This window comes from Propionispira arboris, assembly GCF_900109225.1.
GTDB lineage: Bacteria > Bacillota > Negativicutes > Selenomonadales > Selenomonadaceae > Propionispira > Propionispira arboris.
The window spans coordinates 61,398-86,857 of record NZ_FNZK01000002.1 but is presented as its reverse complement, the minus strand read 5'-3'; the positions used below and the strand labels follow the sequence as shown (position 1 = coordinate 86,857).

The 25,460-nt window shown below is 38.2% G+C and carries 30 protein-coding genes; 4 read left to right on the top strand and 26 right to left on the bottom strand.

Annotation, left to right across the window (positions count from 1 at the left end; genetic code table 11):
- Nucleotides 1-604 precede the first annotated feature (604 nt).
- From BMY14_RS02320 to BMY14_RS20460, 3 genes are read right to left on the bottom strand one after another with little or no spacing between them, the layout of a single operon-like run.
- Nucleotides 605-997, bottom strand: a complete 393-nt coding sequence (locus tag BMY14_RS02320) for a transposase (RefSeq protein ID WP_091828846.1) — start codon at nucleotides 995-997, stop codon at nucleotides 605-607.
- Between the two features lie 58 nt (nucleotides 998-1,055).
- Nucleotides 1,056-1,715 (bottom strand): helix-turn-helix domain-containing protein, encoded by a 660-nt coding sequence (locus tag BMY14_RS02315; protein WP_177177445.1) that lies wholly within the window; start codon nucleotides 1,713-1,715, stop codon nucleotides 1,056-1,058.
- A 23-nt stretch (nucleotides 1,716-1,738) separates the two neighbouring features.
- A complete protein-coding gene (locus tag BMY14_RS20460; protein WP_091828844.1) occupies nucleotides 1,739-2,086 on the bottom strand; it encodes a hypothetical protein in 348 nt (115 codons plus the stop codon).
- 287 nt (nucleotides 2,087-2,373) lie between these two features.
- On the opposite strand from BMY14_RS20460, the gene BMY14_RS02305 reads away from it, so the two are divergent.
- A complete protein-coding gene (locus BMY14_RS02305) occupies nucleotides 2,374-3,276 on the top strand; it encodes a DUF6685 family protein (RefSeq protein WP_143063132.1) in 903 nt (300 codons plus the stop codon).
- A 41-nt stretch (nucleotides 3,277-3,317) separates the two neighbouring features.
- Here BMY14_RS02305 and BMY14_RS20455 read toward each other — a convergent pair whose 3' ends face one another.
- From BMY14_RS20455 to BMY14_RS02265, 10 genes are all read right to left on the bottom strand, one after another.
- The gene (locus BMY14_RS20455; RefSeq protein WP_177177443.1) at nucleotides 3,318-3,485 is read right to left on the bottom strand and encodes a hypothetical protein; all 168 of its coding nucleotides are present in this window, start codon (nucleotides 3,483-3,485) and stop codon (nucleotides 3,318-3,320) included.
- Between the two features lie 3 nt (nucleotides 3,486-3,488).
- Nucleotides 3,489-3,584: a hypothetical protein gene (locus tag BMY14_RS21160; protein WP_425438902.1), complete on the bottom strand. Its 96-nt coding sequence runs from the start codon at nucleotides 3,582-3,584 to the stop codon at nucleotides 3,489-3,491.
- Nucleotides 3,585-3,613: 29 nt separating this feature from the next.
- Nucleotides 3,614-3,766 carry a hypothetical protein gene (locus tag BMY14_RS20450; RefSeq protein WP_177177442.1) on the bottom strand — a complete coding sequence of 51 codons (153 nt, stop codon included), beginning with the start codon at nucleotides 3,764-3,766 and terminating at the stop codon, nucleotides 3,614-3,616.
- A gap of 44 nt (nucleotides 3,767-3,810) precedes the next feature.
- Nucleotides 3,811-4,017, bottom strand: coding sequence for a chorismate mutase (locus tag BMY14_RS02295; RefSeq protein WP_143063131.1), 207 nt, complete (start codon nucleotides 4,015-4,017; stop codon nucleotides 3,811-3,813).
- Between the two features lie 538 nt (nucleotides 4,018-4,555).
- Entirely contained in the window at nucleotides 4,556-4,939 is a 384-nt protein-coding gene (locus BMY14_RS20985) for a DUF6088 family protein (RefSeq protein ID WP_091828840.1), read from the bottom strand.
- The gene (locus tag BMY14_RS20980; RefSeq protein ID WP_143063130.1) at nucleotides 4,930-5,160 is read right to left on the bottom strand and encodes a DUF6088 family protein; all 231 of its coding nucleotides are present in this window, start codon (nucleotides 5,158-5,160) and stop codon (nucleotides 4,930-4,932) included. Before BMY14_RS20980 ends, BMY14_RS20985 begins: the two co-directional genes overlap by 10 nt.
- 642 nt (nucleotides 5,161-5,802) lie before the next feature.
- A complete protein-coding gene (locus BMY14_RS02280; RefSeq protein ID WP_091828838.1) occupies nucleotides 5,803-6,474 on the bottom strand; it encodes a flavodoxin family protein in 672 nt (223 codons plus the stop codon).
- Between the two features lie 9 nt (nucleotides 6,475-6,483).
- Nucleotides 6,484-6,756: a DUF2087 domain-containing protein gene (locus BMY14_RS02275; protein WP_091828837.1), complete on the bottom strand. Its 273-nt coding sequence runs from the start codon at nucleotides 6,754-6,756 to the stop codon at nucleotides 6,484-6,486.
- A gap of 2 nt (nucleotides 6,757-6,758) precedes the next feature.
- On the bottom strand, nucleotides 6,759-7,109 hold the full coding sequence (locus BMY14_RS02270; protein ID WP_091828836.1) for a GIY-YIG nuclease family protein: 351 nt from the start codon (nucleotides 7,107-7,109) through the stop codon (nucleotides 6,759-6,761).
- A 419-nt stretch (nucleotides 7,110-7,528) separates the two neighbouring features.
- Nucleotides 7,529-8,068: a DUF6933 domain-containing protein gene (locus BMY14_RS02265; RefSeq protein WP_177177441.1), complete on the bottom strand. Its 540-nt coding sequence runs from the start codon at nucleotides 8,066-8,068 to the stop codon at nucleotides 7,529-7,531.
- 320 nt (nucleotides 8,069-8,388) lie between these two features.
- Between BMY14_RS02265 and BMY14_RS21155 the strand changes: the two genes are divergently transcribed.
- Entirely contained in the window at nucleotides 8,389-8,466 is a 78-nt protein-coding gene (locus tag BMY14_RS21155) for a putative holin-like toxin (protein WP_425438907.1), read from the top strand.
- 370 nt (nucleotides 8,467-8,836) lie between these two features.
- Here the strand turns inward: BMY14_RS21155 and rlmD are convergent, their stop codons facing one another.
- From rlmD to BMY14_RS02240, 5 genes are all read right to left on the bottom strand, one after another.
- Complete coding sequence (gene rlmD / locus BMY14_RS02260) at nucleotides 8,837-10,207, bottom strand: 23S rRNA (uracil(1939)-C(5))-methyltransferase RlmD (protein WP_425438901.1); 1,371 nt, start codon at nucleotides 10,205-10,207, stop codon at nucleotides 8,837-8,839.
- Nucleotides 10,208-10,449: 242 nt separating this feature from the next.
- On the bottom strand, nucleotides 10,450-11,520 hold the full coding sequence (mobB, locus tag BMY14_RS02255) for a molybdopterin-guanine dinucleotide biosynthesis protein B (RefSeq protein ID WP_091828833.1): 1,071 nt from the start codon (nucleotides 11,518-11,520) through the stop codon (nucleotides 10,450-10,452).
- Nucleotides 11,521-11,563: 43 nt separating this feature from the next.
- The gene (locus tag BMY14_RS02250; protein ID WP_091828832.1) at nucleotides 11,564-12,052 is read right to left on the bottom strand and encodes a MogA/MoaB family molybdenum cofactor biosynthesis protein; all 489 of its coding nucleotides are present in this window, start codon (nucleotides 12,050-12,052) and stop codon (nucleotides 11,564-11,566) included.
- Nucleotides 12,053-12,064: 12 nt separating this feature from the next.
- Nucleotides 12,065-12,499 (bottom strand): MOSC domain-containing protein, encoded by a 435-nt coding sequence (locus BMY14_RS02245; protein ID WP_091828831.1) that lies wholly within the window; start codon nucleotides 12,497-12,499, stop codon nucleotides 12,065-12,067.
- A gap of 167 nt (nucleotides 12,500-12,666) precedes the next feature.
- Entirely contained in the window at nucleotides 12,667-13,692 is a 1,026-nt protein-coding gene (locus BMY14_RS02240; RefSeq protein WP_091828830.1) for a molybdopterin-binding protein, read from the bottom strand.
- 306 nt (nucleotides 13,693-13,998) lie between these two features.
- Here BMY14_RS02240 and BMY14_RS02235 point away from each other — a divergent pair, with 306 nt between their 5' ends.
- On the top strand, nucleotides 13,999-15,369 hold the full coding sequence (locus BMY14_RS02235) for an MATE family efflux transporter (protein WP_091828823.1): 1,371 nt from the start codon (nucleotides 13,999-14,001) through the stop codon (nucleotides 15,367-15,369).
- 111 nt (nucleotides 15,370-15,480) lie between these two features.
- Nucleotides 15,481-15,651 (top strand): twin-arginine translocase TatA/TatE family subunit, encoded by a 171-nt coding sequence (gene tatA, locus BMY14_RS02230; RefSeq protein WP_091828822.1) that lies wholly within the window; start codon nucleotides 15,481-15,483, stop codon nucleotides 15,649-15,651.
- A gap of 123 nt (nucleotides 15,652-15,774) precedes the next feature.
- Here tatA and BMY14_RS02225 read toward each other — a convergent pair whose 3' ends face one another.
- The 8 genes from BMY14_RS02225 to pcrA form a co-directional block, all read right to left on the bottom strand.
- Nucleotides 15,775-16,437 carry an HAD family hydrolase gene (locus tag BMY14_RS02225; RefSeq protein WP_091828821.1) on the bottom strand — a complete coding sequence of 221 codons (663 nt, stop codon included), beginning with the start codon at nucleotides 16,435-16,437 and terminating at the stop codon, nucleotides 15,775-15,777.
- 80 nt (nucleotides 16,438-16,517) lie between these two features.
- Nucleotides 16,518-16,991, bottom strand: a complete 474-nt coding sequence (locus BMY14_RS02220; RefSeq protein WP_091828820.1) for a methylated-DNA--[protein]-cysteine S-methyltransferase — start codon at nucleotides 16,989-16,991, stop codon at nucleotides 16,518-16,520.
- A 102-nt stretch (nucleotides 16,992-17,093) separates the two neighbouring features.
- Nucleotides 17,094-17,489 carry a divergent PAP2 family protein gene (locus BMY14_RS02215; RefSeq protein WP_091828819.1) on the bottom strand — a complete coding sequence of 132 codons (396 nt, stop codon included), beginning with the start codon at nucleotides 17,487-17,489 and terminating at the stop codon, nucleotides 17,094-17,096.
- Between the two features lie 69 nt (nucleotides 17,490-17,558).
- Complete coding sequence (gene gatB, locus BMY14_RS02210) at nucleotides 17,559-19,001, bottom strand: Asp-tRNA(Asn)/Glu-tRNA(Gln) amidotransferase subunit GatB (protein ID WP_091828818.1); 1,443 nt, start codon at nucleotides 18,999-19,001, stop codon at nucleotides 17,559-17,561.
- Nucleotides 18,998-20,470 (bottom strand): Asp-tRNA(Asn)/Glu-tRNA(Gln) amidotransferase subunit GatA, encoded by a 1,473-nt coding sequence (gene gatA, locus BMY14_RS02205; protein ID WP_091828817.1) that lies wholly within the window; start codon nucleotides 20,468-20,470, stop codon nucleotides 18,998-19,000. Before gatA ends, gatB begins: the two co-directional genes overlap by 4 nt.
- 22 nt (nucleotides 20,471-20,492) lie before the next feature.
- Nucleotides 20,493-20,783 carry an Asp-tRNA(Asn)/Glu-tRNA(Gln) amidotransferase subunit GatC gene (gatC, locus tag BMY14_RS02200; RefSeq protein WP_019553349.1) on the bottom strand — a complete coding sequence of 97 codons (291 nt, stop codon included), beginning with the start codon at nucleotides 20,781-20,783 and terminating at the stop codon, nucleotides 20,493-20,495.
- A gap of 280 nt (nucleotides 20,784-21,063) precedes the next feature.
- Nucleotides 21,064-23,055 (bottom strand): NAD-dependent DNA ligase LigA, encoded by a 1,992-nt coding sequence (gene ligA, locus BMY14_RS02195; protein ID WP_091828816.1) that lies wholly within the window; start codon nucleotides 23,053-23,055, stop codon nucleotides 21,064-21,066.
- A gap of 42 nt (nucleotides 23,056-23,097) precedes the next feature.
- Complete coding sequence (pcrA, locus tag BMY14_RS02190; RefSeq protein ID WP_091828815.1) at nucleotides 23,098-25,347, bottom strand: DNA helicase PcrA; 2,250 nt, start codon at nucleotides 25,345-25,347, stop codon at nucleotides 23,098-23,100.
- Nucleotides 25,348-25,460: the final 113 nt, after the last annotated feature.

Below are 25,460 nucleotides of genomic sequence, written 5' to 3'. Positions count from 1 at the left end.
TTTTTCTCCTAAAGTCTCTCTTTTTCTCAGTAGTTCAAAGAAATTCAAAATGCTTCGTGCGCCATTAATATACATCTTATACTAAATTACAGGTTTTTCGGTACAGCAAACAGAACGTCCTCGGTTTGTTTTTTCATGGCCTATGGTAACCCAATTTCCTGCGGCAGCCCCCCATAGATCAGGGTCTTTGCCCTAAAGTTCTTCGTTCTGCCTGTCCGCATTTTGGGTGTCAGCTTTGCTCGTATAATAAGTTTTGCAAGCAGATATCCGCCAACTTACAAAGCTTATTTTTTATTTTCAACTATTTTATTAAGAAGTTCTGATGCTACAATAGATTTTAGTGATCTGTAGCAAAGGTTACGGCTTTCACTTTCTACAGCATCTTATGGTGACTGCTTAAAAAGCTTGACGCCTGCCTTCTTCGTCAAATGCCGCTTACACGATGTTTCATACCTGGGCGAAAGTGTTTTTCCCAACAACCAGACTTTCACAGGTGAATGCTTATTTGCGAGGGGCGGTCAACGTTTAAGATCAGGGTGATTCCTTTTCTACCTATCCAACTCTTAGCCGAAAAGGTGGTGGATTTTTTAGGTTCTTTCCATAGTTAGTTGAATACGCAATTTTCGCGTCGTAAAATTTTCTTGCGCAACATTTCAAAACTACATCGTCCATACATAATTCGTTTGATAGCTTTCAATTTATTGACACTTACTTCTGCTAAGCCATTATTATAATCGTATTGAATTGCATTTTTTACTGCTGTAAAATCCCTGGTTATGCCATTGATGAATGAACAAACTTCTCTATTTTTTAAAATAACTGCATCCTTAATCCATTTATCGAGGCTTTCTACATGCTGACATTTTAATACAGTTTTAAATTTATTGACTAAATCAACGATCTTTTCAAGCATAGGATATTTATCGTAAACTTTCTCTAATTGTTCTGATGACAAATTCTTGATTTTGGATACCGGATTATATAAAGCTTTAAGCAATAAACTACAATTAAGGGTTTCTGTATTTTGAACTTTGTCACAGTTGTTGTTTTGTTTTTCATATAATGTTTTTCATATAAAATTTTTTTAATTTAGACCGGTAGTGTCTCAGGAGTGTACTGGAACCTGTACATCCTTTTTGACGAATTATTTTTTCAATCCTATTGCAGGTATATCCTTGATTTATTAATACATCAATCCCATTCAAATATGAATCTAAAATACTTTTCCGCTTAGTACCATAAGAACCATGAATCACGATTACATCATCTCTTAAATACCGAGATACATTTTGCCTCGATATTTCAAATTTTTTTGCAATTTGTCTCATTGAATGACCAGAATTATGGGCCTTCCTTACTTCATCTATTAATATAAGTTTTCGGGTAGTTTTTTCTTCATGTTTTGCTTGTCCTGAATTTTTAAAATAGGCTTCCTGCTCATCCTCAGCCATTCCTATTAGTTTATTAAATACGTAAAAGCCAATGCTTAATTGTTTATATATTTGGTGTTTGTTAAGACCCGCTTGCAGTAGTTCCTTCGCTTTTTCCATCTTAGATTCCAGTGTTAATAGCCTGTTTTGAAGTTGAAGAGACTTTTCTTCCAAATTCACATTTTCTACAAAATCTGCTTCAATGGTTATTCTTGTGTGAAGATAATTCATTAAGAAAACTTTACAATAATCCTTTAGCAAAATCATCAATACAAATTCTAACAATTTATTTATTATTAATAACCGGATTACCTTTTTAAGAGATTGCAAATTGTGCTTTTACCTATATCAGCAATGTGGTTTTTTAACAAGGTCGCTGCAGTTATCGAACTAACATTTATGGAGATATTAATAATTTCATCTTTTAGCCTTTGGGTTTTCTTGGCATTGGCCGGAAGAAAGATAAATCTTTCATCAAATGTAGCATACTTGCATTCTGGATTATCACAAAACATCTTTCTATTATGCAACATGATTTGCACTTTCTTTCCTTGCCATCGGCATGTCCTAAAATCTTCTTTCATAATGTGAGTGAGTTTTTGCAGATGGCTTTTCACAATAAGGGCAGATAACCGTTGGGCGATTCGAAACAACATGTATGAAAATTGTATCGCCTATGATTTCATGGCTTACACAATTTAAGCTTTCATCCAGCAATTTTATAAATTCATCCATCGTTTTATCTCATTTCCGTTTTTCTTTTCTTTTATTTTACCAGAAATGAACATATTTTCAACTAACTATGGAAAGAACCACTTTTTCATTGACATTCAGACTCAGTTTAGCAAATGCGCTTATAATATTATTATGCTTGCCAAAAAGTATAATATAGAGGTAAATTAAATAAAACAGCTAAATAAAAATACTTACAGGAGTAATACGAGTGATTAATAAAAAAAACTGGAGGTTAAATATGAAAGGCAAATTCAAAGAACTCTATCAACTATTAAAAAAAATAATAAAAAAAGATATTAATCAACTAGATAAAAAAAAGTATATCTCAAGTTATCTTAAAAATACTATTTTTACAGACTACCCGAAATTATGGAATCAATCTTCATATATATATCACGACGAATATCTTGAATTAATCTACTTTTTGGAGAAATATGAATATTATTTTGCAAATTCAATTCAAGAAATATGCTCCTCTGCTCCTCAAATTGATATATCTCAAATTTCTGGAATACATGATTCTCATTCACCTCTAAAGGATTTTAATAGTTTTCATGAGTTTTCTTTATACTTATCACCAGAAGGAAATATAAATGGATACAATAGATTCATCACTGAAGAAGATTTTATCAATAACTGTCGTAACATGGACGAATTATGGAATAATACTAGTAAGTTGAAATTATTACAACAAGAGTGGGATAAAAGGATATTTGTCTATAACGCTGATGGTGCTCATAGATTAGCAGCTATATATCGCCAATGCAGAGAACAAAATAAAAAATACACCCTACCAGCAAAAAAAATTGAATTTATATCAATTAATAAAGAAATTGTAAGACATATAATTAATGATTTTTGGCTAGTATTTTCTGATCGAGAGAATATAAGTAATCTCTACGGGCAATATTGCCAGCTATTTCCACATGACAAAAAGGAGGATATTGCTAAATTTGATGTAAGTCACCGAAAAAACTATAATTTAAAAAAATCTTATATACTTTACCTAAAGAAGTCTGAAACTTTTAATAATCATGTAGCAGAAATATTATCAAAGCATAAAAACTTTCTCGTGCTCAATAATGAAATCGAAAACTACTATCTAAAATAAATAGTGGGATTACTATTTTAACATTAATAACTTTGTCTACACTATGAGGATATCCATAATGGACATCTCATAGCATCGCGCCAACTCGTGCCTAATGGCGATATTTTTGACGGTTCCTTAACCGCTTTAGTAAGAATCGGTACTTCTTTGGCACTTTCCTGTGCTTTTGGCTTTACTTGTTCAAGCCCGTTTAATAGCATATTCTTCATTAGTTAGCTTAATAGCAACCGTTCTGTGTCTAATCCGAACATCGGAATGTTCCCTGCAGAAAATCTTATAACCTTTATAATTTCACGCTCTGTTGCCATTCGAACATTGTGGTAATGAAGTATGTGTTTTAACTCTTTAAAATCAAGGTCGGTGCTATTTGTGCTAAATCAGTTTGAAAATACGCAGCTCCTTCTTGTGCCATATAAATCGTTTTTTCATTGTGAATCACTTCAAATACAAAATCCTGTTTTCTCAAAGATGCTTCTATATCAATCGCCATGTTTGCCCGCCTAAAATACAGTTTCTGTAAAAATCCTCCTCATTCTATTTCTCTCTGAATTTTTTCTGCTCTATCTGTATAAATCTGGCAATCATATCTCTATATAGCATTTCCACTAAATCTAAATCTGCTCCATATAATTCAGCCTTTCTCCTGACTTTTTCAATTACCTTTTCCACACGTTTTTCAGCCCAGACATCCGCATCATTCACTTTAAATACGCCGCTTGAACAATTTTCATCCATCTTCATGCTTTTCATCATCCCTTTTTATTTTCATTCCCATCAAAAAACTCCATTTCGGCCTCGTATAAGAATATTTCATTATACCGTGGCGAAATGGAGTTTGCAGTACCAGCCTTATTCAAATTCATTTTACGAAAATTTCATCCTATGCATCAACTATTCCACCTGTAAAACAAACGACTCTTTTCAGATACAAGATTTCTCTCATGCCCTTCCCTATAACGGTGGATTCCGTCTCAGCCTACTCACTATGGTATAAGTTTTCGGTGAGCTCTAGGACCCATTCATTATACACTCTTGGTCGATCATCACACCTCTGGATATTCAGTCATCGACTCGCTGCGCAAAAGTATATACACTTACTCTTCCCACTCTATGATTTATTTATTAAATTGTAAACTTACACTTATTGTAAGCAAAAACAGATAGTACGTCAACATCATCTATCAAGTGTTATCCCCATTTTTTGCGCTGTATTACGAAACAAAGTCTGTCTCTCTCCATTATTAGCCTTCACAATATTGTACATATATCATATTACTCCTTATTTTTCACAAATCGACTTAATAATCGGTCTCATCCAAATCGTTGTTTTTAAAGTTTCCTTATAAAGACGTTCTTTTTCTTCTGATGTAAGGAAATTTTTTAGCTTCGATATCACATTATCCTGAATATACATTTCTCCCAATTCTTTTAGTGCTTGAACTATCATCGCTGTTTTATATGACATCCCCGTAATATTTTTATTGCTACTGTGCTTAAACTGAATTTCAATATTACCGATTTGATAGCTTTTATATGGGCCGTCACTAATGAATATCCAATTCGCTGCAACTTGTGTAGATAACCCTAACTGATTCAAAACAATCTGTCCACTAGGAATAATTGTCCAATTATAATTTCTCGCAATAGCTTGAGCTATTTGCAAAGGAGAAGTGCTTCATACTCTTGTAGAAGATCGTTATAACGTGGATAATCATACACACCACGCAATACACGCCGAATCACACCTGCATCTTCAAACCGTTCTAAGCTTTTGCTGACAGCCTTGTAATCTGCAATATCCGTAAAGTCAGACGCTGTAAAACCCGTACCGTTCCCATGAGTTTGTATTTTATCAAAATTTTTTTTTGTATATGAGTCCATCATTATCGCCTCCTGTCGTAAAAATCATATACTATTTGCGACATTTTTTTCAATAAAAACCTTTAAGAACAACTCCAACTATCATGTAGTCAAATGACAAAATGTTATATCTATAATTTTGTCATTTGTCAAATTTAATAACATAACCGTATGTGTCAAGTTTTACTCGGTAAAGACATCCAACTTTTATTTCAACTGCGTTCACTAGCTTTTTAAAAAGTCCTTTGTAAAATGTTAGAATAGCCGAAAAAAGCAGCCAATGCCGTACACTTCTGTACCTGCATGGACTGCTTAGATATATTTAAAATAATTTACCGTCGGCAAAATGTTGGAAGTCGAATGATATTCCTGCTAAGAAGTATCAACCAGCCTTTATTATTGGGGACTAATAGGATCACACTTTCAATATGACTTGTCTCCCCGAACATGTCGACTGGTTGAATTTTTTTGGCTGGATAGCCAAATTCTGATAATATTGCAATATTTATAGCTAGAGAAGCTGGATTACAGGAGATGCATCGGGAGCATATGCGCGGAATTTTTCCAGGACGACTTTGTCGCAGCCTACGCGTGGTAGGTCTACGACGATAATATCTGTAGACAAAGAAAACCGTCACTCCGTCTACAAATTGTTCATATTCTATGCTACATCCCGATGTATTTCACATAATCAGGTATCGACATGAGCTGCATTTCAAGTTTTGATTTTGTTTCTTCCGATACGTAATTTTGCGTTGCCATTTCATATCCTGCCTGCTCGACAACTTGCAAATACTCATTTACGATTTCTTTGATTTTCTCATCCTTGCTTTTTAAGAGTTTGCCGCAGTTACGATAAATCTCAAGGACAGGCTTGCAGGAAGCAACCACCACTTTCATGGTTTCAAAATTGTTGTTGCCCGGAAAGCCGCAGTTTGAAATCACCACAAATTGTTGCGTTTTAGGTTTGGAATCTGCAAGGTCAAAATTCCCGCCCGAATTTACAATCAGAGGACTTTTCAGCGGTACGAGTCTGTCGACAAAGTTCTTGAGAGCCGCTGTCATATTCCATGTATAAATAGGTGAAGCAAAGCACACTACATCAGCGGCATTATATTTGTCCAAAAGCTCTGTCATATCATCTTGCATCACGCATTTTCCTGGTGTTTTAAACCAGCAGGTAAAACATCCTTTGCAGTGTCCAATGTTCTTATCAATTAAAAACACATTTTCTGTGTCGGCATCAGCTCTTTTTGCACCGCTCAAAAACGCTTCTGCAATCACATGTGTATTGCTATTTGCCCCGGCAGGGCTTCCATTAAATATTATAAATTTCATTTTATTCTCCTAGTCATTTTTCGGTTTCCAATAACGAGAACAGTTTGATTCACGGCATAATAACCCGTTATCAACAAGCTCTCGTCTTAGTACGAAATAATCTCCAAAAGTATGCCATTCATCGCAGGTGGCATTTACCTCTTTTTCAGTGTAATTGTGATTTAATTCAAATTTCTCCGCTAAATAGCAGAGCGTCGCAACTCTAAATTTTTTTTTTTGAGATAACTGTGTGATTTTTCCGGAATTATCAAGAAATTTCGTTATATCAATTATTTGTTCCAATTTTAATTTTCTCCATTCCGTTCGCCATTTCGTTTTTCAATCCAAAGTTCTAGCAAAGTATTTACATCATCGGAAAATTCACGTGTTGTTTGTGTTTCTTTCTTTTTTATTTTTTCCAGTATTTCAAAAGAAAATGCATTTGCTCCAAACTTTTTCCATGCCTCAATCATACACATTTCAGGGCAAGAATTAGTCGATACTAAAAATGCAAAACGATTTTCCGCTCCTTGCATATCTGTTGTTGATCGAATCCAAATGTTATCGATATGACTGCATTTCACGCAGTATATTCCCCCAATAATTACTCTGCTTTTATACTGCTCTTTCAAATCTTCTTTTGATAGCTTGTCCATCAATTAATCACCACCCTTTTTAGAAACTCGTTTAAAGCACGCTACGGATAATATTTACCCCCGTAGAATAACTATAACGAAACTTCAGCCATGGTTCAATAAACGCTCCGTAGAGTTACAAATCTATATGTTAGTTTAGAAATTTTCGTATGAATAATTACGGTCAGTTACCAACACATCAATATAAAAGCAAATTTATACATTCTTTAAGCAAAAAGAAACACCCCAGCGATTTTTTCAAATCACTAGGGTGCACCGTTCCTTCTAACTCCGCGTTGGTGACCAACTCATTGTCTCCATAATCAACCGAACTGCATCAGAAAAATCTTGTCGATAATAATCAGTATTTCGAGCCATTTTTCTGATTTTGTCTGTTTGTGGAAACATATCTAACTTATGGCAAAAGTCCTGCTATAACATCATATTTTTAACCGCTCCATATCTGACTTAAAAAACTCTTCTGGATAGCCATATGTATCAAACCCCGCGGGCTTACAGATATCCCTATTAATGTAACTACTGAATTCTGGCTGGTAATACTCGTCACTAAAAAACGTATCATCAAAAAATCCCATATCCATAATTGCCCGATTCATATCCCCGACGGCTTTTCGTCCATGTGTTTTTGTCAATACTGCATCCCCAGCTATCTGAAAGTAGCATTCAATCTGTTTCATATCATAACCTATGCAATACATCCCCATGGATATCATCTTTTTCATAAAAACAGGCATGTCCTTTACATCAGCCAACTTCATACCAGCCGCTACTACTCCGTAACGACTGCTCGTATTGATGGCCACAAAAACATTCCGATTCTGCACTCGCAGTTTTTGTATGTCCCAACAAAATGCAAGTTCTTCATTGACCGGAGCAGCCAGATTCTTCATTTTGAGATATGTCTGCAATTTAACTGTAATACCATACTGCAAAATCAAGACCTCCAATCCCATAATCATAAATGATTCAATCTTATTTTTATTTCTTCTCGCAATGCCTCAACTGGAACAAATCTATATTCTGATTTAAATAAAAACCGGTATTGTACAGATGTTGTAATGAACACATCCAAACAAATAAATCGATATTCACAAACGCGTTCCAATAAATGCTCCAGTATAGCGGCTTTGAAGATTCACGAACTCATCTTCCCACACATCTGGAAGTACATAAACGCCACGTGATGTAGGTTCTAATCTGCCTGCATTGTGCTATAATATTGTCTGGAGATAGTTGATGGTGTCGGTTTTTCCTACTCCTAGAAGTAGGGGGTGGTTTTATGACAGTTTTTGAAGCCTTATCGTTAATGATAAGTTTCGGTATACTGATCGTAGCCATTCTTTCATCCCGTAAATAACGGCATGAAAAAAACCGCCTAGCGGTTGCGAGCGGTCTTCTTCAAAGAATTCTAAATTCGAGGAGAGCCGACGCTTCCCACATCAACTATCTCTTTTTATATTATAACAAAATCTTGATAAATTATCAATGGATATCACTCGCTGGTATGTGTCAAGTTTTTCTTGGTAAAGAACTTCAACCTTTATTTCAACTGTGTTCACTAGCTTTTTAAACATCCTTTGTTAAGTGTTAGGATAACCGAAAAAAGCAGCCAATGCTGTACATTTCTGTACCTGCATTGGCTGCTTATATATATTAGAATAATTTACCGTTGGAATAATGTTGGAAGTTGGATGAAATGCCAAATAATCAGCATCAACAAACCCTTATTATTTGCGGACTAACAGGGTAACACTTTCCACGTGACTTGTCTGGGCAAACATGTCTACCGGTTGTACTTCTACGGCCTTATAACCAAGTTCATCTAAAATAGCCACGTCGCGAGCGAGTGAGGCCGGGTTACAGGAAACATAGACAATACGATCTGGATTCATCTGAGCGAAGATTTCCAGTACATTTTGTTCGCAACCCACACGAGGTGGATCGACTACAATAACGTCTGGAGTTACGCCTCTTTTATGCAGATCAGGCATTAAGACAGTTGCATCACCAACAATGAATTTAACATTGTCAATATTGTTGTTTTTCGCATTTTTATTCGCATCACGAATTGCCTGCGCAACGATTTCAATACCAATTACTTTTTTCGCATGTTTTGCTAAAAAGAGCGTAATGGTCCCTGTACCACAATATGCATCAAGAACGGTTTCCACACCTGTAAGCTTCGCATATTCTAATGTTTTATTATAAAGAACTTCGGCCTGCTTGGTATTTATCTGGAAAAATGAGCGCGCCGAAATCATGAAATCAAAATCACCGATTTTGTCCGTAATGGTTGCTTTGCCCCAAAGTTTTTTCGTCTGCTCTCCAAGAACCACATTGGTATCATTTGGATTGCTGTTTTGCATAACACTTACCAGCTTTGGTATGCGTTTTTCCAAAAGTTTAACAAACTGATCTGCTTTTGGCAGTACTTTCGTTGTAATAACGAGTACGACCATAACTTCACCACTGGCAGTACCTACTCTGCCGACTACATGGCGCAAAACACCTTTTTGCAACGTTTCATCATAAACACTAATATCAAGTTCTTTTATGATATCCCGAACTACATTCGCAATTTTATTGTTTGCTTCGTCTTGAATCAGGCAGTTTTTGGTATCAACAATTGTATGTGAGCCTTGAGCAAAACAACCAACAATAACTTTATCATCTTTTTTACCGATTGGGAATTGCATTTTATTGCGATAATTCCAAGGGTTTTCCGCACCTAAAGTTGGATGGATTAAAATTTCCGACTGCTTACCAATATGTTTCAAAGCGTCTACAACCTGCTGATGTTTTATATCAAGTTGTCCTTGATAATCAATGTGCTGGATCTGACAGCCACCACATGCATCATAAATCGCACATTTTGCCGCCACACGCTGAGGACTTGCCGTAATTATCTTTTTGATATTTCCTTTGGCATAACTTTTTTTCACTTCAGTAATTACGACTTCTACGGTTTCACCGATCAAAGCATATGGCACAAAAACAGTAAAATCTTCATATTTTCCGACACCTTCACAGCTATGCCCCATACTTACGATATCAATTGTATATTTTTTCCCTCTGTTTACTGGTATTTCTTTTTTCAAAATTTTTACTCCATTCTTGCGCCTTTATAAATATAAAAAGCGCGGCCGTCGCCACGCTTTATTCACGCATCAGGTACGTTCCATATGAATAACGAAACGCTGTCTACTTTTTATTATATCTTGTTTTGGATAGCTTGTAAATGAAGGTTTTGCCTTTTAAATGAATTTAGTTTTATATTGCCTGCCCGCTGCCCTAATATTCTAAGCGAAAGCCGATTCATTTACACGAAATATATTTTTATTTAAAACAATTCTTGAATAAACAGCGCTGTTTTTTCTGGTTCATCAAGTGGTAATACCGTGATTCTTGTATCTACGTTCAACCGATCTGTAAGAATTCCTGCTAAATCTTCCCTTGGCGTAATCAACTCATTATGGATATCGCCCCGAAAAATTTCTAATATAGGAAAAACTCCATGTTGTCGACTTTCAATCAAAATCAAATCCACATCATCGATTTTAGCGGCTACTTCTAGTAAACTCTTTTTTTCTTGTGTCTTCGCAATAATTGCATATTGCTGTGGGGAAACAATCGCTACCACCTCGGCACCAGCCTGACTGAATTGCCAGGTATCTTTGCCCTCCTGGTCAAGATCAAAGCCATGTCCATCACTTTTAACAACAGCCGTGCGCAGTCCCATTTGTTTCAATAGCGGAAGAAGTTTCGTTATAAAGGTAGTTTTACCCGAGCCTGACATACCGGCAACAATCGAAACAATCGGTATGCGGCGCTTTCCATTTATGGCTTTGGCTTTGGCAATCACCATTTCTTCTGGTGTATTCACATTGAAAAAGCTTCGCGAAAAATCATACATCTGTACCCGTTTCGTTTCTACATTTTGCAATAATAAATCAATTTTTCGCTCACCTCGTTCGAGGAGTTGAACAATGACTGGAACACAATCCCGATGGTAAATGGCAGCTAAAGGCTGTTGATGCTTTTTGGTAAGCGGCACAATTGCCTGATTTATTCCATCCAAGCAGGCTGTAAGTCCCTCTACAAAGTGAAAGTCCAGCAATGGCATATCACATGAGACCACTACGTAATAGGGCAAGCTGCCGAAGCTCAGGCCGGCATGAATTCCACCCAGAGGTCCACAGTCAGCATAAACATCCTTAGTCAATTTGATTGACAGTGCCTTATATTGTTCAGCCGCATCATTTGCAACGACAATGATATCCGTAAAACCATAGTCTTTTGCTTTATGAATCATATTTTCTAAAAAAGTTTGCCCCTGCCAGTTTAACCAGACTTTATTGCGCCCCATCCGCGAACTTTTGCCACCAGCCAGAATAATAAGCCCCAGTTCCATAAGCAGTCCTCCTTTTAAAATCCGGTTATTGCACCGACTTTATTTAGGTTCTGGCACATTCACTTGCTTCACCGCGTAAAATTTTGAGTCCATGCTCGAGTTCCGGCAAAACAAAACTCAAACATTCTTTGACCGCTTTTGGACTTCCCGGCAAATTTACAAGTAAGGTATTTTGACAAATTCCCGCAACAGCGCGGCTCAGCATCGCCCGTTTTGTTATCTGCAGGCTCAAATAACGCATCGCTTCGGGAATACCGGGTACCTGCCGTTCAATGACCGCGAGCGTTGCCTCCGGTGTAACGTCACGCTGCGAAAATCCCGTTCCGCCCGTCGTTAAAATCAAGGCAACATCCTGTTTGATAAGTTCTCGCATTTTATCTGCCAATAACTCTTTTTCATCCGGCAAAATAATCTGACTATGGATTTTGTAGCCAGCTGCCATAAGAATTTCACGGATTGTCTGCCCGCTTATATCTTCTCGCTCCCCTTTTGAGCCTTTGTCACTTGCTGTAATAATAGCCACTTCAAACATAATAAGATCCTCCTATTCTTCAACGACCTGCAACGTATCGCCAACCGTTATTTCACCTTCATGCAATATTTTTACAAAGATTCCTTCCCGCGGCATAATACAATCACCCATTACTTTATAGATTTCACAATGTGAATGACATTCTTTACCTATTTGTGTAACTTCCATTTCAACTTCATTGCAGCGCAAGTGTGTGCCAATTGGCAATGTTTTAAAATCAATACCTGCCACAACAAGATTTTCCCCAAAAGCACCGTGCTCGACCTCGGCACCTTTGGCACGAAAATCTTCTATTTTATCAAATGATAATAAACTCACCTGACGATGCCAGTTTCCAGCATGAGCATCCCCCACCAATCCATGATCTACTTTAAAAAACCCTTTGCTAATATTTTGTTTTTGTGTGCCTTTTTTTTCACTTTTACATACCGCCATTACATTGCCCATTTTGTATCGCTCCTCTATCTTAACCACCAACTTGGAACATGTTGCGTTCATCATAAAAATGATGTCCCAGCGGTTTTTTATAAATATGTTTTTTGATGACCTGCCTCAAAAACATGATAGTTCCTCTTTGAATTTCGGCAGCGAGAAATAATTTGCCGGACCATTGACTACACCCCTTTGCCAAAACTACAAGCCGGATAGGTACAAACATCACAGTCCAGGCATAACCCACCATGGCCAAGACTTGTCAGTTCTGATTTTTTGATTTTTTCACCAGCCACAATCCGCGGAAATACCAAATCAAAAATCGTTATTTTCGCATACATAACGCAGCCTGGTAATCCCATTACCGGCACATTCTTATTATAATAGGCTAATAGAAACATCGCCCCTGGCAAAACCGGTACACCATAGGTTACAATCTGAGCTCCTGTATCACGAATGGCCGCTGGGGTCATATCATCCGGATCAACACTCATTCCGCCCGTGCAAATAATCATTTCCATACCTTCAGCAATCAGTTCTTTAATCGCCCGCGTAATATTAACAGATTCATCATTGACAATCCGATGTCCATCCATTTTTAAATCGTATTGAGTCAATTTCTGTTCAATCACAGGTGTAAAGGTGTCTTTGATACGATGATGAAAAACTTCATTGCCAGTCGTCACAACACCAACTTTCCATTTTTTATAGGGAAGCAGCTGCAAAATCGGTTTATCACCGGCAATCGTTTGTGCCTGTTGCATTTTCTCTTTATCGATAACCAGTGGTACGACTCGAGTACCCACTAGTTTGTCACCTTTTTTTACTGGAGTATTATTATGCCTTGAAGCAATGATGATTTCATCGAGATCATTGATTTTATTCAATCGTTCCACATCAATCTTCAATATACCATCGCAAGCTGCCATGAGCTCAATTTTGCCTTCTTTAACTTCAGATGGGATCATATGGTCATTTTGACAGATCTGACGCAATATTTCAGCTGCTTCATTTTCATGGAGCAGCGTTTCGTTTTTCTCCCATACATAAAGATGGTCTTTGCCTAAAGAAAGCAGCACCGCTATATCTGTTTGCTGAATTACATGGCCTTTCTTAAAGCGTACATCTTTCGTTACACCTTTGATAATCTGCGTAATATCATGGCAAAGCACCTGTCCACAGGCATCGATTGTGTTAATGACATTCATTTTGTTCTTCCTCTCAACTATGAAGGCAATGAAATTTCTCTCATTACCCCGTGAACAATCCAAAGAATTATGCAGGCTCAATATCTAAGGTCATGCTCGTAGATATTTTCGCACGGAGCATATTCACTTTTTACTACATCGATCTCATCGTAATAGTCTCTATTATAAAGTATAAGCATAGCTAACGTCTAGACCTCTATCCCATAAATATATTCATTAAAAAATCAATCTTTTTCAGAAAACTATTGCCAAATATTTTATTTTCGACTATCGTAATCCTAGTACATAAAAAAGGAGTTTTTATAGATGATTCGTGACATGACAATCGGGAATCCGATTAAATTAATTTTAGCATTTTCTATACCTTTACTCATTGGAAACGTTTTTCAACAATTATATAATATAGCTGACATCATCATCGTCGGTCGGACAATCGGTGTGGATGCGTTAGCTTCGGTCGGTGCAGCATCGCCAATTTTCTTTTTTCTTTTAACACTGAGTAATGGCCTGACTGGCGGACTCACCGTTATTACAGCCCAAAAATTCGGGGCAAAAGATGAATCTGGTGTCCGCCGTTCGGTAACGGTATCTATCTGCATCAGTTTACTGGCAACAATTGTGGTAACTATTTTCAGTATTCTTTGTTTGAAACCCTTACTCGCTGTAATGAACGTACCTGCTGTTTTGATTCAGGGCGCTTATGATTATATCAGTATCATAATTTACGGCTTAATTTCCATGATGGCGTATAATCTGTTATCGAGCATTATCCGTGCCTTAGGTGATAGTAAAACTCCGCTTTATTTTTTGATTTTTTCAACGTTAATCAATATTGTTCTGGCGATACTTTTTATCTGCGTATTTGGCATGGGTATTGCCGGATCGGCTATTGCGGTAATCATTGCCCAGGCTATTTCGTCGCTATGCTGCATCATTTATATTATGAAAAAATTTCCTATTTTGCAGTTAAAACGGGAGGACTGGAAACTTGACTATGCTTTTGCTATGCAGCATCTAAAGCTTGCGCTGCCCATGGCTTTACAGTTTTCTATCATCGCCATTGGTATTTTCATTATACAAAGTGTCTGCAACACCTTCGGTCCAAATACCATAGCCGCTTTCACCTCCGCCATTCGAATTGAACAAATTGCTACGCAGCCGATGTTATCCTTCGGAATTGCCATGGCAACGTATACAGCCCAAAATTACGGTGCCCGTAAATTAGATCGTATTCGCCAGGGAGTTTTAAGCTGTTCTGGTATTTCAATTGCAATTAGTCTTTTTATGGGGTTCATAATCTATAATTTTGGTGAAACACTCATTGCAATTTTTATCAGTAATGCCGAACCCGAAGTCTTATCTATTGCGAAAACCTACCTGATGATTAGTTCAACCTGCTACTTTTTCCTCGGTCAATTATTTATCTTCCGCAATACATTGCAAGGTATGGGCGATGCAAGAATTCCTTTTATTGCTTGTATCATCGAATTGGTCCTTCGCTGTTTTTCTGCGCTGTACATTACCAATATGTTCGGTTTTTTGGGAATTTGTTATTCCAATCCAATTTCCTGGGCTGGCGCCATGTTACTCGTCACAATCAGTTATTTCCGTAAAATGAAGCAAATGAAACAAAGTCCCTACTGGCAGCCAAGCCTGCAACCACATCATGAAATATAAGCCTTTCATTTTCGACAAATCATAAGAAGAACCACCAAATTAACAGCTGTTTATTCTCTTCGTTTATGATACAATGGAATAAAGACAACATGTAATTTATGGGAGGATATAATGTTTGGTATTGGCATTCCAGAATTATTAATTATTGCGTTTATCGCCTTAATTGTTTTCGGTCCAGGTAAATTACCAGAGCTTGGTAAAGCCTTAGGCAATGGCGTCAACGAATTAAAAAAAGCATTTTCAAAAACAACGGACCCCAAAAATGACAATAAAAAAGAATAAGCACAAAGGAGCTCTGCAAAATGCAAAGCTCCTTTTTTATGTATTTTTTTAAGTAAACTAATAAACAAATTTGACCATCCACAGACAATATCATTTACTTCGTCATCTTAAAAATTCAATCATTTAATTTTTAACAAACTCAACTTTTTCTAAAAGTTCTGCTGGATGTTCTAAAAGAACTTTTGCACCATTTTCTTCAAGTTCTTTTTGATCACGAAATCCCCATAAAACACCGACTGGCAGCATATTGGCATTTAAAGCTGTCTTCATATCAATCATGGAATCACCTATGTAGACAATTTCTTCGGGACGAATCTTCATGTCCTGCGCTATTTCGAGTACTGCCGTCGGATCAGGTTTACGAGGAATTCCTTCCCGTTCACCAATTAAATAATCAAATGTCTGCTTTTCAAATAAAACTTCAACAATTGTGTGTGCCGCTTTATTATGTTTATTTGTACAAATAGCCAAAGGTATTGCATCAGCCTTTAATTCTTTAAGCAATTCTAAAATCCCATCATATGATCTTGTTTTTTCCAAGAAACGGCTTTCATATATTTTTTTATATTTTGCCAAAGCTTCATCAATAATTTTTTCTGAAGTCTCTTTTGGTAAACAGCGTTTCATAAGCATTCGTGAACCATTTCCTACCATCAATCGATAGTCTTTCACTTCATGTGTCGGGTAACCATATTCAGTAAGCATTATATTGGCGCTGTCGGCCAGGTCTGCCAGAGAGTCTATTAAAGTCCCATCCAAATCAAAAATAACCGCCTTGTACTGCATAAAACGTACCTCATCTTTCTTTATACTCGAAAACATTATTATCCATTTCGTCAAAATTATTATGTTTTCCTGCTTTTACTTTATTTATTTTTATGCAGCTGCTCAAATTCTAATAAATATTTTTTCATGGCTGCCCCACCCGTATAGCCATTCAAGCTTCCATTCGCCGCAATTAAACGATGCGACGGAATATAAAATAATATAGGGTTTTTATTATTGGCCATTGCCACGGCTTGACTGGCATGCGGATTGCAGATTGCTGTGGCAATTTGTCCATAAGAACGGGTTTCACCATACGGTATCGTCTTTAAAATCTGCCAAACTTCATTTTGAAAAACAGTTCCCTGTGGTCTAAGCGGCAATGTAAATAGCTGACGCAAACCGTTTAGATATTCTTTTAGCTGCATGAAAGCTTCACGAATAAGCAGTGTTTCGACAATCTCATCTTCATTTTCGATCGTTGCGGTTACAAATTTCATATCAGTAATCGCGGCATATTCTTCGGCAATATAAAAAGTTCCCAGTGCTGTTTGATAAAAAAAACCTTTTTTCATAGTTAGTCACTCCTATAATGTTAAAAATAACGTAAACTAACCCAAATCCATTTGGTTTATTCTTCTTCCGAGAAACTTGCCCTAAAATACGTTTTTATTGTTTTATATAAGGTAAAACAAACTAGCAACGATCATGCCAACAATCAATCCGCCGCTAAGTTCAAACCAGGTATGCCCCATACGTTCTTGCAAGTTTGCTGTTTTATCCAGCTTATTAACCGTAACAGCCTGCCGCCCCACATGGCGTCTAAGCCCCTGCGCATCAATCATGCAAACCATCAAACTAGCAAGACCAAAAGAAAACAGGGGAGTGAAAAACCCTTGATAAAGTCCCAGTGAAAATACGGCTGAGGCTAAAATAGAAGTATGCGTACTTGGAAAACCACCATAGCCGATGATTTCGCTAAATTTCATCTCGCCGTAACGCAAATAATGAATACTGAATTTCAAAAAACCGGCAGCCAGCCAGGCAACGAATGGCAGTAAGATAAATTTCAAGGTGTATACCTCTTTCTAAACAAATAAGGCTGCATACTGTGCAGCCTTATTTGTTTTTTATGCAATTTATTATGCGTCCAATTTTCCTTTTAAGAGTTCATTTACAAGACCTGGATTTGCTTTACCCTTACTTTGTTTCATGACTTGTCCTACTAAAAATCCGATTGATTTTGCATTCCCGCCTTTATAATCTTCAACCGGTTTTGGATTGGCTGCAATCACAGCATCCACAATTTCTTCAATCGCTTTTGTATCCGTAATCTGGACAAGTCCTTTTTCTTTAACGATTTTTTCAGGATCATCGCCTGTTTTCCACATTTGTTCAAAAACAGTTTTAGCAATTTTCGAGGAAATCGTTCCCTTGCTAATCAAAGTCACCATTGCCGCAAGATTTTCCGCGGTCACTAAACTTTCTGATATATCCTTGTTTTCCGAGTTAAGATGTTTCGAAAGATCTCCCATGATCCAATTGGCAACGAGCTTTGCATCCGCACCATTTCTTACTGCCGCATCAAAATAATCGGCCATTTGACGAGAAGTCGTAAGCACAAGTGCATCATACGAAGAAAGATCAAATTTTTCCATAAAACGTTCTTTACGGGCATCCGGAAGTTCTGGTAAGCCGCGTCGATATTCTTCGATTTCTTCATCCGTTGTAATAATTGGTAAAAGATCCGGTTCCGGCAAATACCGATAATCCTGCGCTGCTTCTTTTGTACGCATGGAAAGTGTAATGCCCTTGGCATCGTCCCAAGTCCTGGTTTCTTGGACGATGTGACCACCATCATCGAGAATTTCTTCCTGACGTTCAATTTCATATGCTAACGCATTTTCAATCATCTTGAAGGAGTTCAGGTTCTTCATTTCTGCTTTTGTACCAAGTTCCGTTGCACCAACTTTACGCAGTGATACATTGACATCCGCACGAAGATTTCCTTCTTCCATTTTACAATTGGAAACATCAAGATATTCCAAAACAGATTTCACTTTTTCCATATAAGCTCTTGCTTCTGCCGGACTTGATATATCTGGTTCTGAAACAATTTCAATTAAAGGTACCCCTGTACGGTTGTAATCCACATTTGATGTAGCAGAATCTTTAATGGTAGTACCGGAATGAACCAGTTTCCCGGCATCTTCTTCCATATGAATACGCGTGATACGAATTCGTTTCACTTTGCCATCGACTTCAATATCAACATAACCAAATTCTGCAATCGGCAAATCAAACTGTGAAGTCTGAAAGTTTTTTGGCAAATCTGGATAATAGTAATTTTTTCGATCAAATTTACTGAAATTATTAATTTTGCAGTTTAAAGCAATACCCGCCTTAATTGCAAATTCGACAACCCTTTTATTTATAACCGGCAGTACACCTGGCAGTCCAAGACAGACAGGACAGACATTTGTATTTTGTTCAGCACCAAACGTAGTGGCACAGCCGCAGAATATTTTTGTATTTGTTTTTAATTCACTATGGATTTCAAGCCCAATGACTGTTTCGTAACTCATTTTTTATCCTCCCCAAGTGGTGCAATACTATTATGAAATTCATTGCTTTGTTCATATGTATAAGCAGCACGGATAATGGTTGCTTCATCAAGCGGTTTACCGATGAGCTGAAGACCAACCGGCATTTTTGTATTTGTAAAACCACAAGGAATCGAGATGCCAGGAAGTCCTGCCAGATTGAGCGGAATCGTACAAATATCCTGCAAATACATCTTGAGTGGATCACTATTCATTTCACCAATTTTATAAGCTGGTGTTGGTGCGGTTGGTGCGACGATAAGATCTACTTTTTCAAAAGCTTCATCAAAATCTTGTTTTACTAAAGTACGGACCTTTAGCGCTTTTACATAATAGGCATCATAATAACCAGCACTCAAGGCATAACTACCAATCATAATGCGGCGTTTGACTTCTTCACCAAATTTTGCACTGCGTGTTTTATTCATCATATCAACAATGTCGATACCATCAACACGTTCACCATAGCTTACGCCGTCATAACGGGCTAAATTGGAGCTTGCTTCGGCCGGTGCCAATAAATAATACGTTGAAATTGCATAATCTGTGTGCGGCATCGATACTTCAACTACTTCAGCCCCAAGGGATTCGAGCTTTTTAATAGCCGTGCGGATAGCACGTTCAACATCTGCGTCCATCCCTTTTACAAAATATTCTTTGGGCAGACCAATTTTGAGTCCTTTGATATCCTTAACTAAGGATTTTGTAAAATCTGGCACCTCAGCATTAATGGAAGTAGAATCTTTTGCATCATAACCACAAAGGATATTGAGTAAATGTGCGCAGTCTGTTACGTCACGTGTCAAAGGACCAATTTGATCCAACGAAGATGCAAAAGCAACCAGTCCATAACGTGATACACGACCATAGGTTGGTTTTATGCCAACTATACCACAAAAAGAAGCTGGTTGACGTATGGATCCACCCGTATCCGAACCAATTGACCAGATAGCCGTTCCAGCTGCTACAGCCGCTGCCGATCCACCGCTCGAACCACCGGGAACGCAATCAAGATTCCAAGGGTTATGAGTTGGAAAATAAGCGGAATTTTCGGTTGATCCACCCATGGCAAATTCATCCATATTGGTTTTTCCTAAAATAACCGGATTTTGCGTCTGTAGTTTTTCCACTACCGTTGCATTATAAGGCGGTACAAAATGTTCCAGCATTTTCGAAGCACAAGTTGTTTTCACACCCATTGTGCAAATGTTATCTTTAATGGCGCCCGGAATACCTTCCAGAAAACCAATCGTTTCGCCTTTCGCAATTTTCGCATCCACAAGCCGGGCCTGTTCAAGAGCCGTTTTACGGGTCTGGGTTAAATAAGCTTTAACCTGATCTTCCACTTCATCTATGCGTAAAAAGACATCATTGAGAAGTTCCACTGCTGTAATTTCTTTATTCACAAGCATATCATGTAAAACATGTGCTGGTTTATCAAATAATCTCACGTTTTTTCCTCCTGCTCTTTGCTTAATCTTCCAGAATTTTTGGTACTTTAAAATAGCCATCTTCACGCTGCGGCGCATTGGAAAGGGCTAATTCTCGATCCAAGGAAGGTTTAACCACATCTTCACGGAAAACATTCTGCAAAGGAAGTACGTGATCTGTCGGTTTTACGCCATCGGTATTCAAGCTGGTCATCACATCCGCATATTCAAGAAATGCGTTTAAATGTTTCGTGTATTTTTCCATATCTGTTTCTTTAAGTTCAAGACGCGATAATATCGCTACACTCTCAACATCTTTAGCTGTAACTTTCATTATTTCACCATCCATTTATAAAATTAACGAAAAGTTAAAAACTGAAAGTCAAGCCGCGAGATTGTTCCCAAAAGAACCACTTCGTCCTTTTGCGCTGCTTTACTTTCAATTTTAGCTGCTTTCCATTTTAATCATTTATATTATATATCATGCATTAAAGAAATTGCATCGAGTCTATCCGTCTGCCAAAAATGGGATATAAAATATTTAATGCATATCTATAAACCAAACTAAATATCATTATAGCACGACAAAGCGAAATGTTCTATTAATTTGAGAATCATTCCACCATCTTTAGCAGGTCTGCTTCTTGTAAAATTGTTATACCTAAGTCCTGTGCTTTTATTAGCTTACTGCCGGCAGATTCCCCGGCTAACACAAAGTCTGTTTTTTTCGAAACACTCCCGGAAACTCTGCCGCCATGAAGATAAATAAGTTTGGCCGCTTCATCGCGGCTTAAGGTCGGCAGCGTTCCCGTAATAACAAAGGTCTGTCCGGCAAGCCGGTCATCGCCGCCATCGTCATGTGACTGCATATTAACACCGGCTGCCGCTAAAGCCTCAAGAACCAATTGATTTTCTGTATTCGAAAAATAATCAAAAATAGCCTGGGCACTGACTTCACCAATATCGCGTACCTCTTTAATGGCTTCTATATCTGCCTTTGCTAATATTGTAATATCCTTGAAGTGCCTCATCAATTCACGGCCTGCCGCCTTACCAACATTCGCAATACCGAGTCCTGTCATGAGTCGCTGCGGTTCATTGCTTTTAGACTGCTCAATGATTTCCAGCAATTTGTTTGTGTTTTTTTCTTTGCCGATAATCCCTTTTTCAATCAACTCAGCTTTATGGTCTTTGAGTCGATAAATATCGGCAACCGTATTGATATAGCCTTGCGCAATGAGCTCTTTGACATAAGCGATACCAAACCCTTTGATATCCATCGCATCCCGACTGACAAAATTGACAATATGCCGTTCCAGTTGTGCCGGACAATTGACCCCCGTGCATTTCATATCTGCGGTATTTTCTTCCCTTACTGCCGGAGCACCACAAATTGGGCAAATCGGTTGAATGATAAACGGCTCTGTTCCCAGCGGCCGTTTTTCTTTGATCACTGTACGGATTTTGGGAATGATTTCACCCGATTTATAAACCCGTATCGTATCACCAATACGAATATCTAGTTCATTAATAAAATCCTGATTATGCAGCGTTGCCCGCTCTACACTGGTACCACATAATCGCACTGGCTCAAAGATCGCTGTTGGCGTAATTCGTCCCGTCCTGCCAACAGATAATTCAATATCCAATAGTTTTGTATCTTTTTCTTCCGGTGGATATTTATAGGCAATGGCCCATTTTGGCACTTTCGATGTTGTGCCCAATTGATCCCGTTGTGCTAAATCATTGAGTTTGACTACAGCACCATCGATGTCATATGGCAAATCACCACGGTTTTCACCAATTTGTTCAATCGCAGCCCAGACTTCCTCGACTGTTTTGCATATTCTATAATCGTCAATAACCTTAATCCCTTGTTTTTTAAGGAAATCATACGCTTGTGTGTGTGTCTTAAACTCAATACCTTTGGCCGCCTGTACATTAAATATAAACAAAGAAAGATTGCGTTCCTTGGTGATTTTACTATCAAGCTGCCGCAGTGTACCGGCCGCACAATTACGGGGATTCGCAAACAGCTTTTTGCCAAGCAGTTCCTGCGCCTCATTCACTTCCGCAAAGGCCTGCTTTGACATATAGACTTCTCCACGAATTTCCAAGTAAGGCACAGCTTCTTTGAGCTTTTTTTTCACATCTTTAATGACTTTCGCATTTTCCGTGACATCTTCGCCCTGAACAATGCCATCACCACGGGTAACGGCAACCTTCAATTGACCTGCTTCGTAACGAAGTGCCAGCGAAAGGCCGTCAATTTTATGTTCTACGACAAACTCTGGATTGGTAAATTCCGCTTGGATCGCTTCAACAAATTGGACCACATCTGCCCTGGCAAAAACATCTTGCAAACTAAGCATTGGTACATCATGCCTGACTAAAACACCAGCAGTCCGTTTTGCCGCCCCGCCAACAGTTTGTGTGGGCGAGTCCTTCGTCAAAAGATCCGGGTATTCCTGCTCCAGCTGCCTGAGTGAAGACATTAACTGGTCATATTCAAAATCCGTGATTTCCGGATCATCATTATCATAATAACGCTTATTATGGTAAAAAATTTTTTCTTTTAATGTTTGTATTTGCTCTTTACGATTCATCAGCAATCCCCCTTAAACAAAATCATGCTGTTCCAACTGATTCTACTCTTTGGAAATCGGCGCATATTTTTGCATAAGTCCTTTAATTCCCTGTCCTGGAAACGCAATCTTAAGTTCCACTTCTTCTCCACTGCCGCGCACCGATACAACCGTACCGGTCCCCCATTTACCATGTTTTGCTTTATCGCCTACATGCCAATTCACATTGGTATCGGGGCGGATGGCCGTGCCTGTTTGCTGCATAACTGGTGTCGTAATCGTACCATGACCCGATGCTTGCTGCATTTGAACGGATGGCCGAAATGCACTGCCATAGCCACGCTGCTGAACAACACTGGAGTTTGCAAAGCCGTAGGCATTTTGACGAACGACAAGTCGTTCCATATATTCTTCCGGAATTTCACTTAAGAAACGTGACTGGGGATAGGATACGGTATGACCATAAATCATCCGACCGCGCGCATTTGTCAAATACAGTTTACGCTCAGCCCGGGTAATCCCTACATAACAAGCCCGGCGTTCTTCTTCTAGTTCCGATTCATTCATCAGTGTCCGCGAATGTGGAAACAGTCCCTCTTCCATCCCAGCAATAAACACAATTGGAAATTCTAGACCTTTCGCTGAATGAAGTGTCATAAACGTAACACGATCCTCTTCTAAATTCGCATTATCAATATCAGACACCAAGGCAACCTGACTCAGGAAATTCTCTAAATTAGGAATTTCATCACCTTTTTCAAAGTCTTTGGCCACACTCAAAAGTTCTTTCAAGTTTTCCAGGCGCGTTTCATTTTCTGGTTTTTTTTCTGATTCCAATTCTGCAATATAGCCCGATTCATTCATAACACGATCAATGAGATCATGCACCGAAAGATTATCTTGATAGGCCATCATTTTAAAAACAAACTCAGCAAAAATTTCAAGTGGTTTTTTTACGCGCGCTGTAAGCCCCGGAACCTGTGCCGGATTTGATACAACATCGAATAAAGTCATATCATTCATAGCCGCAAATTCATTCATTTTGGCAATTGTAGCATCACCTAAACCACGTTTTGGCACATTGATGATCCTCATCAAGCTTACCGTATCCGCTGGGTTAAAGATCACTCGTAAGTAGGCATGGATATCTTTGATTTCCTTGCGATCATAAAACTTCAAACCGCCAACCATCGTATAAGGAATGCCCGCCCGCATGAACCCTTCCTCGAGTACGCGCGACTGCGCATTGGTACGATATAAAATTGCAATATCACCAAAGGATGAATTGAAAATCGTTTTTTGTTTCATAACGGTTGTTGCAATAAACTGGGCTTCATCACGTTCATCATTCGCTAAATATGACGTGATCTTTTCGCCGCCAGCATTTTCCGTCCAAAGTTCTTTTGGTTTACGATCAATGTTGTTTTCAATAACGGCATTCGCCGCAGCCAAAATCGTTTTGGTTGAACGATAATTTTGCTCCAATTTGATTGTCTGCACTTCTGGATAATCTTTTTCAAAATCCATAATGTTGCGAATATCCGCACCACGCCAGCCATAAATCGACTGATCCGCATCACCGACCACACACAGATTATGATGCTGTGCAGCTAATAATTTCGTCAGCTGATACTGGGCACCATTTGTATCTTGATACTCATCCACCATAATATATTTAAAACGAGCCTGATACTTGGCACAAATATCTTGATGTTCTTCAAGAAGCACAACCGTGATCATCAATAAGTCATCAAAATCAAGCGCATTGTTCGCTCGTAATTTTTTCTGATACAGTTTATAGACATCTGACACTTTTTCCTTAAAGAAATTATCTGCCGATTGTTCAAACGCCCGCGGTCCTTGCAATGTATTTTTGGCATTTGAAATTGCTGCCTGAATGCTATTTGGTGTATATTGTTTTTCATCAAGATTTAATTCACGTAAACAAGTCTTGATAACTGTTTGTGAATCGCTTGAATCGTAAATAACAAAATTATGCTTATATCCTTCTAATGCTTCAATTTCGCGACGCAAAAAGCGCGCACAAAAAGCATGAAATGTACTAAGCCATACATCTTTCGCTTTGGGTCCAATCATCCGATCCACGCGTTCCCGCATTTCCGTTGCGGCTTTATTCGTGAACGTAATCGCCAAAATATTATATGGTGCCACTCCCTGCGCCAGTAAATTGGCTATTTTACACGTTAATACTTTCGTTTTTCCCGAACCAGCGCCTGCCATAATCAGTAATGGTCCCGTTGTATGTTCTACCGCCGCAACCTGCGCCGGATTTAAGCCTTCAAAAATATCCAATTTTTTCCTCCACTAAATTAAAAACTATATTGCTTTTAAAATTCTTTTATAAGGAAGACTTAACCTCTACTGACAAAAGCCAGCAGAGGTTAAGTCTTCTCAAATTTACATGT